The 14,216-nt window shown below is 32.9% G+C and carries 14 protein-coding genes; 2 read left to right on the top strand and 12 right to left on the bottom strand.

Annotation, left to right across the window (positions count from 1 at the left end; genetic code table 11):
* Positions 1-172 precede the first annotated feature (172 nt).
* Entirely contained in the window at positions 173-361 is a 189-nt protein-coding gene (rpmB, locus tag CD147_RS10060) for a 50S ribosomal protein L28 (RefSeq protein WP_103167295.1), read from the top strand.
* A gap of 64 nt (positions 362-425) precedes the next feature.
* Here the strand turns inward: rpmB and CD147_RS10055 are convergent, their stop codons facing one another.
* The 9 genes from CD147_RS10055 to CD147_RS10015 all read right to left on the bottom strand — a co-directional run bounded on the left by CD147_RS10055 (position 426) and on the right by CD147_RS10015 (position 9,404).
* The gene (locus tag CD147_RS10055; protein ID WP_103167294.1) at positions 426-1,064 is read right to left on the bottom strand and encodes a thiamine diphosphokinase; all 639 of its coding nucleotides are present in this window, start codon (positions 1,062-1,064) and stop codon (positions 426-428) included.
* A gap of 6 nt (positions 1,065-1,070) precedes the next feature.
* Complete coding sequence (gene rpe, locus CD147_RS10050; protein ID WP_103167293.1) at positions 1,071-1,715, bottom strand: ribulose-phosphate 3-epimerase; 645 nt, start codon at positions 1,713-1,715, stop codon at positions 1,071-1,073.
* Positions 1,715-2,590: a ribosome small subunit-dependent GTPase A gene (gene rsgA, locus CD147_RS10045; RefSeq protein WP_103167292.1), complete on the bottom strand. Its 876-nt coding sequence runs from the start codon at positions 2,588-2,590 to the stop codon at positions 1,715-1,717. The genes rpe and rsgA overlap by 1 nt, the downstream gene beginning before the upstream one ends.
* Positions 2,591-2,793: 203 nt before the next feature.
* On the bottom strand, positions 2,794-4,845 hold the full coding sequence (gene pknB, locus CD147_RS10040; protein ID WP_103167290.1) for a Stk1 family PASTA domain-containing Ser/Thr kinase: 2,052 nt from the start codon (positions 4,843-4,845) through the stop codon (positions 2,794-2,796).
* Positions 4,842-5,585, bottom strand: coding sequence for a Stp1/IreP family PP2C-type Ser/Thr phosphatase (locus CD147_RS10035; RefSeq protein ID WP_103167288.1), 744 nt, complete (start codon positions 5,583-5,585; stop codon positions 4,842-4,844). Before CD147_RS10035 ends, pknB begins: the two co-directional genes overlap by 4 nt.
* A gap of 5 nt (positions 5,586-5,590) precedes the next feature.
* Entirely contained in the window at positions 5,591-6,685 is a 1,095-nt protein-coding gene (gene rlmN, locus CD147_RS10030; RefSeq protein ID WP_103167286.1) for a dual-specificity RNA methyltransferase RlmN, read from the bottom strand.
* 1 nt (position 6,686) lies between these two features.
* The gene (gene rsmB / locus CD147_RS10025; RefSeq protein WP_103167284.1) at positions 6,687-7,994 is read right to left on the bottom strand and encodes a 16S rRNA (cytosine(967)-C(5))-methyltransferase RsmB; all 1,308 of its coding nucleotides are present in this window, start codon (positions 7,992-7,994) and stop codon (positions 6,687-6,689) included.
* On the bottom strand, positions 7,991-8,923 hold the full coding sequence (fmt, locus tag CD147_RS10020) for a methionyl-tRNA formyltransferase (protein WP_103167283.1): 933 nt from the start codon (positions 8,921-8,923) through the stop codon (positions 7,991-7,993). The genes rsmB and fmt overlap by 4 nt, the downstream gene beginning before the upstream one ends.
* Positions 8,916-9,404, bottom strand: coding sequence for a peptide deformylase (locus tag CD147_RS10015; protein WP_103167281.1), 489 nt, complete (start codon positions 9,402-9,404; stop codon positions 8,916-8,918). The genes fmt and CD147_RS10015 overlap by 8 nt, the downstream gene beginning before the upstream one ends.
* 179 nt (positions 9,405-9,583) lie before the next feature.
* Here CD147_RS10015 and CD147_RS10010 point away from each other — a divergent pair, with 179 nt between their 5' ends.
* Positions 9,584-9,787, top strand: a complete 204-nt coding sequence (locus tag CD147_RS10010) for a TM2 domain-containing protein (RefSeq protein ID WP_103167279.1) — start codon at positions 9,584-9,586, stop codon at positions 9,785-9,787.
* 67 nt (positions 9,788-9,854) lie between these two features.
* On the opposite strand, the gene CD147_RS10005 is transcribed toward CD147_RS10010, so the two are convergent.
* The 3 genes from CD147_RS10005 to coaBC all read right to left on the bottom strand — a co-directional run bounded on the left by CD147_RS10005 (position 9,855) and on the right by coaBC (position 14,065).
* On the bottom strand, positions 9,855-10,259 hold the full coding sequence (locus tag CD147_RS10005) for a hypothetical protein (protein ID WP_103167277.1): 405 nt from the start codon (positions 10,257-10,259) through the stop codon (positions 9,855-9,857).
* Positions 10,260-10,457: 198 nt separating this feature from the next.
* Complete coding sequence (gene priA, locus CD147_RS10000; RefSeq protein WP_103167276.1) at positions 10,458-12,866, bottom strand: primosomal protein N'; 2,409 nt, start codon at positions 12,864-12,866, stop codon at positions 10,458-10,460.
* Positions 12,866-14,065, bottom strand: a complete 1,200-nt coding sequence (gene coaBC / locus CD147_RS09995; RefSeq protein WP_103167274.1) for a bifunctional phosphopantothenoylcysteine decarboxylase/phosphopantothenate--cysteine ligase CoaBC — start codon at positions 14,063-14,065, stop codon at positions 12,866-12,868. Before coaBC ends, priA begins: the two co-directional genes overlap by 1 nt.
* Positions 14,066-14,216: the final 151 nt, after the last annotated feature.

The following is a 14,216-nucleotide window of genomic DNA, read 5'->3' as shown; positions in this document are numbered from 1 at the left end:
ATTAAATATATTATAAAACTCCTCAGCTTACAATTATACCATATATTATGAGTTTAGAAACATTTTAAAATAATTTACATTTTATTTTATTGATTTAAAAATTTAGATATGGTATCTTATTAAAGTATATAAGTAGTTAAGTGTATTTATATTTATTAAAGGAGGTACTTTGATGGGTAAAGAATGTTTCGTAACAGGTCGTAAAGCTTCGACTGGTAATAATCGTTCACACGCTTTAAATGCGAATAAACGCAGATTTAATGCTAACCTTCAAAAAGTTAGAATTTTAGTTGACGGAAAACCTAAAAAAGTTTGGGTTTCTGCTCGTGCTTTAAAATCTGGTAAAGTTACTAGAGTTTAATAAATATAATGCACTAAAAAATGCCTTCATATGTGGTGAAGGCATTTTTTTATGTCTAAATTGATTAAAGATCTTTACTTTTCATTTGTAGCACTTGACCCTCTTCAAGGTCAATAGTTGCTACTTCTTCTTCAACCTCATTAGATATTGTAAGTGTCGAACCTATCTCTAACCGTTGATGGTCAAGATTATATTTAAAACCAGATAAAGATATAGTAGCCTCTCCATTGACTGGTATAAATGATACGTACTTATACAAAGATGTTTTAGAAATCTGATACTGCCCTGTATTTAATAATTGAATTTCATTTTGCTTATCTATCACTATGATATTCACTTTTTTATTAAAATAAAGCGGCTTTTGGAGTATTTGTAACATACCCATGAAATGATCTAATCTTCCCCCTGTTGCGCCATAAATATTTATTTCTTTATAGCCTTTATTTACAGCTTCTTCCACACCTAAAGCTAAATCTGTATCATCCTTTTCAGCGTTGACAGGATGAATATTTAAAACTTGCTTCAAATGTTCACGTTCTTCATTCGATACTGAATCAAAGTCTCCTACAGTATAAACGGGGGTAATATCGTGGTTGCTTAGGATAAGTGTTCCTCTGTCAATCCCTCCCCAGTGGGTATGCTTTTCTTTTTCAAAAATATAGGGAGGTAAATTACGGTCACTACATAATAAATTAATCTTCATAGCACATTAGCCCTTTAAATGTTGAGTAACCTTTTTATAGTCATCATGATTAAAGAAATAAGAACCTGTAACAAACATAGTCGCTCCATTTTCCGCACATAAGTCAATAGTTCTATCATTAATACCACCATCAACTTCAATATCAAATTGTAGATTTAATGACTGCTTTAAGTCACGTAATAACTTAACCTTCGATGCACAAGCTTCGATAAATATTTGACCACTAAAACCAGGATTAACTGTCATAACTAGAACATAATCTATGATTTCTAACACTGGCATAATTGTTTCGACTGGGGTACCAGGGTTAATTACTACACCAGCTTTTTTATTAGCATTTTTAATCATTTGAAGTGCTCTATGAATATGGGGTGTTGCTTCAACATGTACGGAAATCATATCTGCACCATGTTCAGCAAATGTTTCGATATAGTTCTCAGGATTGCTAATCATTAGATGTACATCAATCGGTAACTTGGTGGCTGAACGTACAGCATCTAGTATAGGCAAGCCAATTGAAATATTTGGTACATATTGACCATCCATAACGTCAAAATGTAATCCATCTACTCCTGCGGTTTCTAATGCGATAATTTCTTCTTTTAAGTTTAAAAAATCAGCTGATAGCAGTGAAGGATATATTTTCTTCATTAATATCTTACCTTTCTGTTTGAAATTTCATTATATAATTGAAGGTAGTGATCATAGCGAAATTGAGCTAGATGCCCTTCTTCGAGTTGTTGTTTTACATTACATTTAGGTTCTTTAATATGATTGCAATTTCTAAATTTACATTCTTCACCGAATGAATCGATGTCAATAAAATAGTGCTTTATTTCATCTTTTTCAATATGTTCAAAATCTAAAGCACTAAAACCAGGTGTATCGGCAATAAAACCATCTTCTCTTTCGAATAACTCTACGTGACGTGTCGTATGTTTACCACGATTAAGAGATTTCGAAATATCATTTGTTTCAAGATTCAATTCAGGTTTTAAAGCATTAATAAAGGTAGATTTACCCACTCCTGATTGTCCACTCAATACCACTAAGCCTTTAGGCAAGGAATCGATAATAGTTTGTTTATCCGTATCTTTATGAATAAAGTGTGTGGTATAACCAATCTTTTCATATATCTTTAATATTTCATTGATATGTTGAATTTCTGAGTCAGATGCCAAATCTTTTTTAGTCACCAATATGCTTGGATTTAACTTATAAGAATGGGCTATCACTAAAAATCGATCTAACAGTTGAGTAGAAAAGTTAGGCTCTACTGCGCTCATTACGATAACTAAACCGTCAATGTTACTTACAGGCGGACGTTTTAATGCGTTTCGACGTTCATGAACATGATGGATATAACCTTCATTTATATTTTGAATTTCAAAATCAACGATATCTCCAACGATGGGTGAAAATTTCTTTTTACGGAAAAGCCCACGAGGTTTAGTATTATACAATGTTCCATTAACGTCGACTTGATAAACCCCGCTAATTAATTTGATGATACGTCCAGTCTCCAAAGCGACACCTCTCATTTACTATTTATATCTAAATATTATAGCAAATCATTTATAAATATAATATGTTCAAGCATGATAGTATTGATTAATTAGAGTAAATAATTCTATTAAGTTTACATAATAATTTTATAGTAGTAAAAAATATAAAGTAAACTCCTTCAATCTATACCAAGTAAGTGTAGATTGAAGGAGTTTATACTTAACTAATAGGTGATGTCTTTATCTGCTATGACGTCTCCATCTACTCTAATAGTATAACCTGCATCAGAGCCTTCTTTAATTTTTAAAGGGATAGTAATTGTCTTATCATTATTTATACTATATGTTTGTTTCGCATTAGACCGACTATTATCTTTATCTCTAACATATACTTCGACTTTTTGACTTTCATCATCGTCTCCTGTATATGGTATATGATATGTCTCAGTGTAGTTTTTTACTTCTGACTTACTATCAGAATCATCTTTTTTCTCTTTTGAGCTATCTGAAGTTGATTTATCTTTAGTTTTATCATCTTTTTTAGTATCAGATTTTTCTTCTTTACCTTTAGATACAGTTAATTGAATAGTACTACCTTCTTCAACTTCTGTATTTTTTGGACTTTGAGAAATAATCATATCTTTTTTTACACTGCTACTTGTTTCGGTAGTAACTTGTACTTTTAAATTGTTTTTTTCAAGTTCTTTTTTTGCTGATTTATAGTTTTTATTTTCATAATCTTTTACGTAAACTTTTTTAATACCTAAGGATTCAACTAGGGTAATTTGATGACCATTAATTTCAACATCATTATCTGGATTTACGCTTTGTTGGGCAATTAAGCCCTTAGGAAATTCATTATTATATTCTTGTTTAACCGTAACATTTTCAAGTTTTAATTCTTTTAATTTATCAATAGCGTCTGCTTTTTTCATGCCTATAACATTTGGCATTTTAGCGCGTTCTGGCCCTTTAGATAGAACAATATCTATTTTTTCATGTTGATTGACACGTTCACCAGAATTAGGTTTTGTTTTTATAATTTTATTTTCTGGATAATCATCACTATAATCTCTAGAAATTTTGCCAATTTCTAAATTCGATTTATGCAATATTTTTTCAGCTTCTTTTTCGGTTTTACCTTTTAAGTCAGGCATTTCAGCATATTTACTGCCAAACATTCCTAATGCAATAAAACCAAGTAAGCTAGCTATTAATAATATTAAAATAAAGCCGATTGCAAACTTTTTCTTTTTTGAACGTTTTTTCTTTGGTGTTTCATAAATCGGTCCTTCAGCGGTTTGAAATTTATGTTCATTCACTATTGGTATTTGCATCGTTTGTGAAATATCTTTTTTATTATGTTCTTTATTGATTTTATTTTTAATTTCATTTTTGTCTATTGAAACAGTGTTTGTTTCATCACGTTCTAGCGAATGTTTTTCTTCATTTGCTCTACTAGAAACAAGCACACTACTTAAATCTTCTCTCATCTCTTTAACGCTTTGATAGCGATCACTTGGATTCTTTTCAGTTGATTTTAAAATAACATTACTCAATGATTGAGGAATTTCTGAGCGTATATCAGTCACGTTAGGTATGGCATCTTGTATATGTTTTATTGCTATACTTACAGCAGTTTCACCAGTAAATGGTGGCTTCCCTACTAGCATTTCATATAGCACAATACCTATAGAGTAAATATCGGTAGTTTCGTTAGTCACTTCGCCTTTAGCCTGTTCAGGCGATAGATATTGAACGGTACCAAGTACATGATTTGTTTGCGTCATAGATGTTTCACTTAATGCTTTCGCAATACCAAAATCAAAAATTTTCAACGTTTTATTCTTATCAATCAATATATTTTGCGGTTTGATATCTCTATGAATTATTAATTTCTCATGGGCTTGTTGTACGCCTTTTAAAATTTGCTCTGTAAATGCGATAGCAGTATCTACATTTAACGGACCATGGCTATGTATATATTCTGAAAGCGTAGGGCCATCAATATATTCCATGATAAGAAAGAAACAATCATCATCTTCTTGAACATCATAAACGTCTACAATATTCTCATGTGAAAGTTGGGTAGCATTATTAACTTCCCGTTCAAAGCGTTTCATCGTTTCTTCTTTCTCATTTTGCGGAATAGAAATTGTTTTAATAGCTACTTTCCGATTTAAAATAGTATCTTCAGCAAGATAAACAGTGCTCATACCACCACCACCAAGTTTATCTAGCACCTTATAGCGATCGCTAATTATCTTTCCAATCATACACTATCACCCTCAATAGATGCTAATAGCACGCTAATATTATCTTTAGACTTATGGTGTAGTGCTAACTGAATTAATTGGTCTCCATGTTCTTCTAAAGTGAGCGTCTCATTTAACGCTTCTTTAATACGATTATCTCTAACATAATCTGTAAGACCATCTGAATTTAATAAGATATAGTTATAGTAACTAATGCGCTTAGTAAAGATATCAGGGCTAACCCGCTTGTCAGTTCCCATAACTTTTGTAATTATGTTCCGTTGTGGGTGAGTAAATGCCTCTTCTTCAGTAATTTGTCCTATCATAATTAAGTGATTTACGAATGAATGATCATGTGTCACTTGTTCTATTTCTCTAGAATTAATTACATATGCTCTAGAATCTCCAATATTAGCGACAACTATTTTTTTATCGAATACGAGTGCACAAACACAAGTAGTGCCCATGCCTCGATATTCTGAATTGTCTTGAACATATTCGAACAACTCACGGTTAATTTCTTTTAAATTAAAACGCAACCAAGTTTCGGCTTGTTCAAACTCGATAAAGTTCTCCTCTTCAAAACGTTTTTGAAGTTCGTAAGTAACAAACTGACTTGCAATTTCCCCCGCTTTATGACCACCCATACCGTCGCATAACACAAATAATTGTTGGTTAGTTTGGTTATAAAAAATACCTCCTGCATCTTCATTCTTTTTTCTATGTTGTCCAGTATCTGTGAAAAATTGTGCGTTTAGCATTATGATTACCTCGTTTCTACTTGTCGTTCCTTAGCTCTTAATTGTCCACATGCTGCATCGATATCTGATCCTTGTTCACGTCTTATTGTAGCATTGATTCCTAATTTCTTAAGTTCTTTTTCAAATTTAAAAATATCATCTTTCGGCGTTTTAACGTAATTACGTTCTGGAACATGGTTAACTGGAATGAGATTAACGTGACAATTCAAATCTTTGATAAGATGTGCTAAATCACGGGCATGTTCTAATTGATCGTTAACGCCACCGAATAGGCCGTATTCAAATGTCACACGTCGATTTGTCTTTTCTTGATAGTATTTAATAGCTTCCATTAATTTATCTACATGATATGCTCGGTTAATAGGCATCAATTTAGAACGGATATCATCTTTTGCGGCGTGTAAGCTGACCGCAAAGTTGATTTGAATATCTTCTTCGGCGAAATCATAGATACGCGGGATAATACCTGATGTTGAAACCGTAATATGACGAGCACCAATTTTTAAACTATTATCATCGTTAACTATACGTAAAAAATCCATCATTTCATCGTAGTTTTCAAACGGTTCACCAATACCCATGATAACGATTTGTGATACACGTTCGTCTGTTGCGTCTAACGCTTTTTGCACTGTAAGAACTTGAGAAACAATTTCCCCTGCTTCTAAATTACGTTTTAATCCGCCTAATGTAGATGCACAAAACGTGCAACCAATTCGGCACCCTACTTGAGTAGTTACACATACTGAATTTCCGTATTCGTGTCGCATGAGAACTGTTTCGATTGTATAGCCATCTTGCAATTCAAATAGGAATTTAATTGTTCCATCTTTACTTTCTTGCTTTACAACTGTAGTTAATGTGGTCATTGCAAAATTGTCTTTTAAGACTTGACGTAATTCTTTTGATAAATTAGTCATTTCATCAATACTGTCCACACGTTTTTGATATAACCATTCAAAGATTTGCTTTGCTCTAAATTTTTGTTGCCCGTGTTCTACTAACCATTCTTGCATCTCATCAAATCTTAAAGAATAAATTGATTGCTTTTCAAAATTGGGCAAGAATTTATTTTTCTTTTTCTTTTCAGCAGTTATCATCTTAACTTTCCTTTCTTTTTACTTTAGTTATGAAAAAGCCGTCCGAATTAAAATCTTGGGGTAAAATTTGTAACGTTTTAACTTTTTCACCTGTAATAGGATGAATCATCGGTTCAAATTCAAAGTCTTTATTATTCTTTAAAAATGTATAAATAACATTATCGTTTTCAAGTTGTTCTATAGTACACGTTGAATATATTAAAGTTCCGCCTGGTTTTAAATTGTCTTTTACATTGTCTAATATACGTAATTGTAATTCAACTAAGTCTTGAATATCTTGTGGTGTTTGAACATATTTAATTTCAGGTTTATGACGTAATACGCCTAAGCCACTACAAGGAGCATCAACTAATATTTTATCGTACATATCTTTGTAAGGTGTTGTTGCATCGTGATTATACGCTTTAATATTATTCAGTCTTAACTTCTTAATATTCTCTTTAATTAAACCAATTTTATGTTTATGAACGTCTGTTGCATCTACATGTCCACTTGGTGATAATAGTTCAGCTACATGACAAGCTTTGCCACCAGGAGCGCTACAAGCATCTAGCACGATATCGTTATCTTCAACACCCATTAGATAACCTACAAACATAGAGCTTTTATCTTGAATCGAAATTAGTCCCTTATTAAAAGCATGTGACTCAATAATAGGTTTCCCTTTTAAATGTAAACAATAAGGAATAATATTATCAATTTCGACTTGATATCCTTCTTCAACTAAAGCATTCACTACTTTATCTACACTACTTTGGCTTGTATTTACTCGTACAGTACTTGCCGTTTTCGTAAAGAATGCAGTTGCTATTTCACGTGTAGTTTCTACGCCATAGTGAGTAATCCAATGTTCAATAATCCATTTAGGCATACTATATTCTACAGACATGCGTTGCTTATCATTTCTAATTGAGTCTATCTGTGGTAATTCACTTCTAAAAATAGTTCTTAATATACCGTTAACTACATTGCCATTATGAGGTCCACCGCGATGTTTTGCAATGTTCACCGCTTCATTTATAATAGCGTGATTGGGCACCTTGTCTAAGTATATATATTGATAAAGACTCATCCATAATAATTGACGAACCCAACCTTTGATTTTTGTTTTAATAAATGGTTTGAGGTAAAAATCAAGCGTTATTTTACGCTTTACAGTTCCATATACTAATTCGGTATATAAAGATTTATCAATATCAGAAATTTCATTTTCATTAATTACTTCATTAATTCTTAAATTACTATATGCATAATCGTTAAAAATATCTTGTATTGTTTGAAAAGCTAATTCTCTTACTGTTTGTGTCATATTAGTTTTTTCCCTACTAGCGATTCTTGAACACCGCTTAAATAATTAGCAACAAGCATGCGCTTCTTCCCTGCTAGTTGAATATCTGTTAATGCTATCGCATCGTTCGAACCAGTGGCTACGATGATAGCTTTTTTAGTCGTTTCAATAATTTGACCTGCTTCGCCCTGTTTATTATTTACTATATAAGAAGTGTATAACTTTAAATTCGTTTCATCCATAGTAGTATAAGCTACTGGCCATGGCGATAATCCACGAATATGATTGTGAATTTCTTGTGCGCTTTTAGTCCAATCAATACGTTCATCTTCTCTACTAATATTTGAAGCAAATGTAGCTTGAGTGTTATCTTGAGGAATACTTTTATTTGTTCCTTCTAAAATAGACGGTAATGTTTCTTTTAATAAATCTGCGCCTAAGAAACTAAGCTTATCATGCATTGAACCGACGTTGTCATTCTCTTCAATTGCTATTGATTTTTGTGAAATAATATTGCCGGCATCTAATTTTTTTACCATATACATAATTGTCACGCCTGTTTCTTTCTCGCCATCAATAATAGCTTGATGTATTGGTGCCCCACCACGATATTTAGGTAGCAATGAGGCATGAACATTAATTGCACCTAATTTAGGTAATGTGAGTAACTTTTCTGGTAATAGTTGACCAAATGCTGCAGTAATAATTAAATCAGGTTCTAAAGTTAGCAATTCATCCAACTCTGTAGAATCTTTTAAGTTTTCTGGTTGATATATAGGTAAATGATGTTCTTGAGCCACACGTTTAACTGGTGGCGGTGTGAGTACACGCTTACGTCCAACTGGTCTGTCAGGTTGCGTAACCACTGCTATAACCTCATGCTCAGCTATTAACATTTCTAATATTTTAGTTGAAAAGTCTGGTGTCCCCATAAATATCACTTTACTCATTGTCAAAATACGCCTCCATCTCTTCATCTGTTAGTATACGCTTCGCGCGCTCAGTAAAAACTATGCCGTTTAATTGATCAATGATATGTAACAACATACGGGCTACATCATCATAAGCAGTTAATTCGATAGTATTACCTTCTAAATCATTGCCTTCTACTACAATCATCTTACTACGTTCTACCTCACCAAATACACCGGGGAGATTTACAGATCCTTCTAAATCTAAAATCTTTTCATCTGATTCTGATTTAACTTTAGGATTAATGAGTTGTAATAGACCCTCTAATTCCATATCTATCATGGCCACTTGTTTACTAATACCTATTTGAGGCGCGCTCAATGCAGAAGCTTCTTCAGCATACAGTGTATCTTCGATATCTAATAATAAATCTTTTAATGTTGCATCAAATTGAGTCACAGGTTGTGCTTGTTTTGTTAATACAGGATGCGTAGATTGGACTAATTTTTGTATCGCCATTTTATATACTCCTCCTGAAAAAATTCATCATATAATTATAACTTAATTCAATTTGAATTGCGACCTTAGTCTGAAATTTGTACTACTCGACCTTTATTAATTGCTTTCTAATTTTTTACTATTAAAATAAGGGGTGAATAAATAAAATTTAAATATTAAATAAGAGAGGAGTGTAACAAATGGAAGTAAACAAAATTATTTATATTGTGTTAGCAGTCTTTTTAGGTGGCTTTGGAGTTCATAAATTCTACGCTGGAAAAACAATGTCAGGTATTTTACATTTAGTTTTCTGTTGGACAGGTATTCCTCATATTATTGCAATTATTAGTGCTATTTTAACACTATTTAGACCAGCAAATGAACATGGTAACATTGTAATGTAGGATGAATTATAAAGAGAGTTACGCTTTATAGGGAGGCGTTCACACCCTATAGCGTAACTCTTTTTTATTAACTTAAAATAAACATAAGAATAGAAACAACAATCGCTATTATGCTAATGAACGTTGGAATTACGAAGCGTATTTCATTTACACGCTTTTTACTATTATCCTCTTTAATTTGTAAGGCCATATTCTTAATTTGCAATACAAGCATTTCATGATTACTATCTATTTTTTGATCTAATTTATCTATTTTAAGATTTAATCTTTCTTCGACTTCGTCTATTTTTTGATCCACCTTATCTAATTTAAGGTTTAACTTTTCATCCACTGAACCAATATGTTGACTCAAACTTTTTTCTAACGTAGCATTTTGATAATCCATTTTATCTTCAAGTGCATCAAATCTTGAATCAACGTGTTCTTTATATGTAACAAATTCTTTTGTAGTGATAAGTTTTTCTTCAACCATAGCAGTCATCCTCCATAATATAAATGCCAGATGCTAGTTAACGATGTGAATTCTTGATGCTTAAATGACATAGCAATATTAATGGAATAATTAAACATTTAGTTTTAGAGTTCGATGACTCTCTTTTGTACGCTCTTTTATCTTATCACTTTAAATAAAATTAATCTACTATAAAATTTTCATACAAATTATTTTGATTTACATCAAAATTTGAGGATTGATATCTATTTTTAAAGATAATTTATCTTTCATATATGCTTCGTGGTAAACTTCATCTAAATACTGTAATGCTTTTAGCAATTCAGGTTCTCTTTTATATTTAACTAAAATTTGAAAGCGATGTTCGTTGTTAATTCTTGCTATAGCCGCTGGAGAAGGCCCTAATACAAGCGCTTTATCAGTTAAATGTTGCAATAAGACTTGATGAATATGCTTAGATGCTTCCATTACTTTCTTCATATTTTTATGAGATATCGTGAAATTCACAAGGAAATAATACGGTGGGTATTTGCCTAATTTTCTAAAATCCATTTCTTTACGATAAAAAGTTAAATAATCATTTTTTTGAACATCTTCAATCGCATAATGTTCAGGGTTATAGGTTTGAATTATAACCTTCCCAGGTTTCTCATGTCGTCCGGCACGACCAGAGACTTGAGTTAACAATTGATACGTTCTCTCACTTGCTCGAAAATCAGGCAAATTTAACATGGTATCGGCATTTAAAACACCCACCAATGTAATATTTGGATAATCTAAACCTTTAGCAATCATTTGCGTTCCCAAAAGGATATCGCCTTTTCCCTGTTCAAAGTCAGTAAGTAATTTTTCATGAGCACCTTTTCTAGAAGTAGTGTCTACGTCCATACGAATGATGCGAGCTGTTTCAAATTCTTGTTGTAAGATTTCTTCCACACGTTGCGTACCTGTCCCTACTTGTCGAATATGCGGGCTTTCACAATTAGGACATATATTAGGCGGTACTTCTTGATAGCCACAATAGTGACATTTTAATTGGTCTGTCGTTTTGTGATAAGTTAATGAGATATCACAATGAGGACATTGAGGGACATATCCACAATCTCGACATAGCATAAACGAAGCGTAACCACGACGATTTAAGAACAATACAATTTGCTCATTTTTATCAAGCCTTTCTTGAATAGCTTCCCGTAATTCATTTGAGAACATTGAACGATTTCCTGATGATAGTTCTTCTCGCATGTCAACAATGTCTATCGTAGGTAGAGCTTGTTGATTCACTCTAGTAGGCAATGTTAGCAGTTGATAAACATCCTTTTCAGCACGTGCATAAGACTCAAGGCTCGGAGTAGCACTTCCCAAGACTAAAGGGCACTGATGATATTCGCTACGCCACTGAGCAATTTCTCTTGCATGATAACGCGGATAGTCTTCTTGCTTATATGTAGATTCATGTTCTTCATCAATAATTATTATTCCTAAGTTCTTAAAAGGAGCAAAAATACTAGATCTTGCTCCTACACTTACTCGTGCACGTCCATCTCTAATTTTTTGCCATTCATCATAGCGTTCACCATTTGACAAACCTGAATGAAGTACCGCGACATCATCACCAAAGCGACGTTTAAAGCGTAATACCATTTGAGGGGTCAGCGCAATTTCAGGAACAAGCATCATTGCTTCTTTACCTGAGTTGAGTACCTCTTCAATAGTTTGTAAGTAGACTTCTGTTTTTCCTGAACCAGTTACGCCATGTAATAAGAACGTGCGCTGTTCTTTACTATCAATTTTGTCTTTTATTTTTTGAAAAGCAATTTGCTGCTCTGAAGTCAATGTTCGCTTATCTTCACGTTCAAATACACGATTCGCAAATGGATCACGTTCAACTTGAGCATCATACTTTTCGATAAATCCTTTTTTTACTAATCCATCAATGCTTGACTTAGAAAAGCCCATTTCTTCTAATTCTTTTAAAAAAACTGTTTTGTGCTGTTCTTCAGTAAGATAAGCATACACATCATATTGTTTCATAGAACGTTCAAGCATGGCTAAAACATCGTCTGGGTTTCGATCATCTAGTATACGCACCGCACGTTGAGTTTTCTTTTTAATATTTTGAGAAAGTAAAGTCACTTCTTTTACACTTTCTTTTTTTAGTAGCTCATTTAACAAGGATAAATGATTATTCTCTTGAGCATCTTTATACTTATAATGTCCATTAGTATTAAAATATTTCAATAATTCTTCATCTATATCATTATGTTTTATGACTTCAAATACTTTAGTATATTTAGCTTTTAGTGCACTCGGCAACATAGCTTCGAGTACAGAAATACTCTTAGAAACATGGATATGACTTAGCCATTCACTCAATTGAATTAATTCTGTGGTCAATTCTGGGCGAATATCTTGAACTTCTTTAATTGCTTTTAACTTTTCAAGATTGATGTTGTCACTCGGATGTTCCTCAATATTCATTACGTAGCCTTGTATTGTACGCGCTCCAAATGGCACGACAACTCTAACACCTACTTGAACAAAGTCCTCTAAAGCTTTAGGTATAAGATAATCAAATTTAAAGTCGACACTCTTTGAAGGTATATCTACAATTACCTTTGCAATCATTATTGCCACCTAGTTTCTAGTTCATCTAAAATTTGTTGTGCAAGCTGTACTTTTTTCCCTTTCTTAATATTAATCATTTCTTTCGTTTTAAAGTGCATTGTTAGTTCATTATCATCTGATTTAAATCCTATTGATTGATCTCCCACATTATTTGAAATAATGACATCTGCATTTTTACGTTTCAGTTTATCTTGCGCATATTTTTCAATATTTTGTGTTTCTGCGGCAAAGCCTACCAAGTATTGATGTGTTTTATGCTCTCCTAAGTATTTTAAGATATCTTGTGTACGTTTGAAGTTAACAACTAAATCTCCATCTTTCTTTTTCATTTTATGGTCAAGAACATCAGTCGGAGTATAATCTGAGACTGCTGCAGCTTTAACTACGATATCTTGTTGTTCATAGCGTTGTGTTACAGCTTGAAACATCTCTTCAGCACTCTCAATGTGTACCATTTCTACTCCCGCTATATCTTCTAATTGAGTAGGTCCCGTTACTAATGTGACATGCGCACCTCTATCCCTTAGTGCTTGAGCTATCGCAAAGCCCATTTTGCCTGAAGAACGGTTTGAAACAAATCGTACTGGATCGATTACTTCAATAGTCGGTCCGGCAGTCACTAGAGCATATTTACCACTAAATGTACTTTGTGGTAATGATTGAGTTTTATTAAAAAAGTGGTTAATTATAGTTAAAATTTGGAATGGTTCCTCCATTCGTCCCTTCGCTACATAGCCACATGCTAGGAAGCCATCCCCAGGTTCAATAAAATGGTAGCCATCCGCTTTTAAAACTTCCATATTATGTTGAGTCCTTTTATTCTCATACATGTGTACATTCATTGCTGGTGCTATAAACTTTGGCGTTTCAGTAGCTAGAAGTGTTGAAGTTACCATATCATCCGCTAAGCCATGGCTTAACTTAGCGATGATGTTGGCTGTTGCTGGCGCCACAATAATGGCATCTGCCCAATCACCAAGTGCTACGTGCTGAATTTCTTGAGGACGCTCTTCTTTAAAAGTGCTAGTGTAAACTGCATTTCTACTGATTGCTTGAAAAGCTAGTGGCGTGACAAATTCTTGAGCGTGATCTGTTAACATCACTCTCACTTCATAGCCTGCTTGCGTTAACTTACTCGTTAAATCAATGGCTTTATAGGCTGCAATTCCGCCTGTTACCGCTAGTAGAATATGTTTCATAACCGTGTTTCTCCCTTTACTTTTCGATGATTATAGATAATTTAACATTAAATTTATTATACACAAATTATTTAAGTAATTAAAAACACACACCTTATCTATAATTACAATAAGGTGTGTATTAAATCGTCTATGAGTCAACCACTATTAC

Source organism: Staphylococcus devriesei (assembly GCF_002902625.1).
Lineage (GTDB): Bacteria > Bacillota > Bacilli > Staphylococcales > Staphylococcaceae > Staphylococcus > Staphylococcus devriesei.
Note: the sequence above shows the minus strand (reverse complement) of the source record. Positions and strands in the feature narration are given on the sequence as shown.

Excerpts from the sequence above, each read along its gene's own strand:
- pknB (WP_103167290.1), bottom strand. The coding sequence starts at position 4,845 with ATGATTGGAAAGATAATTAGCGATCGCTATAAGGTGCTAGATAAACTT.
- CD147_RS10015 (WP_103167281.1), bottom strand. The coding sequence starts at position 9,404 with ATGGCGATACAAAAATTAGTCCAATCTACGCATCCTGTATTAACAAAA.
- rpmB (WP_103167295.1), top strand. The coding sequence starts at position 173 with ATGGGTAAAGAATGTTTCGTAACAGGTCGTAAAGCTTCGACTGGTAAT.
- rsmB (WP_103167284.1), bottom strand. The coding sequence starts at position 7,994 with ATGACACAAACAGTAAGAGAATTAGCTTTTCAAACAATACAAGATATT.
- fmt (WP_103167283.1), bottom strand. The coding sequence starts at position 8,923 with ATGAGTAAAGTGATATTTATGGGGACACCAGACTTTTCAACTAAAATA.
- rlmN (WP_103167286.1), bottom strand. The coding sequence starts at position 6,685 with ATGATAACTGCTGAAAAGAAAAAGAAAAATAAATTCTTGCCCAATTTT.
- CD147_RS10035 (WP_103167288.1), bottom strand. The coding sequence starts at position 5,585 with ATGCTAAACGCACAATTTTTCACAGATACTGGACAACATAGAAAAAAG.
- CD147_RS10005 (WP_103167277.1), bottom strand. The coding sequence starts at position 10,259 with ATGGTTGAAGAAAAACTTATCACTACAAAAGAATTTGTTACATATAAA.
- CD147_RS10055 (WP_103167294.1), bottom strand. The coding sequence starts at position 1,064 with ATGAAGATTAATTTATTATGTAGTGACCGTAATTTACCTCCCTATATT.
- coaBC (WP_103167274.1), bottom strand. The coding sequence starts at position 14,065 with ATGAAACATATTCTACTAGCGGTAACAGGCGGAATTGCAGCCTATAAA.
- priA (WP_103167276.1), bottom strand. The coding sequence starts at position 12,866 with ATGATTGCAAAGGTAATTGTAGATATACCTTCAAAGAGTGTCGACTTT.
- CD147_RS10010 (WP_103167279.1), top strand. The coding sequence starts at position 9,584 with ATGGAAGTAAACAAAATTATTTATATTGTGTTAGCAGTCTTTTTAGGT.
- rpe (WP_103167293.1), bottom strand. The coding sequence starts at position 1,715 with ATGAAGAAAATATATCCTTCACTGCTATCAGCTGATTTTTTAAACTTA.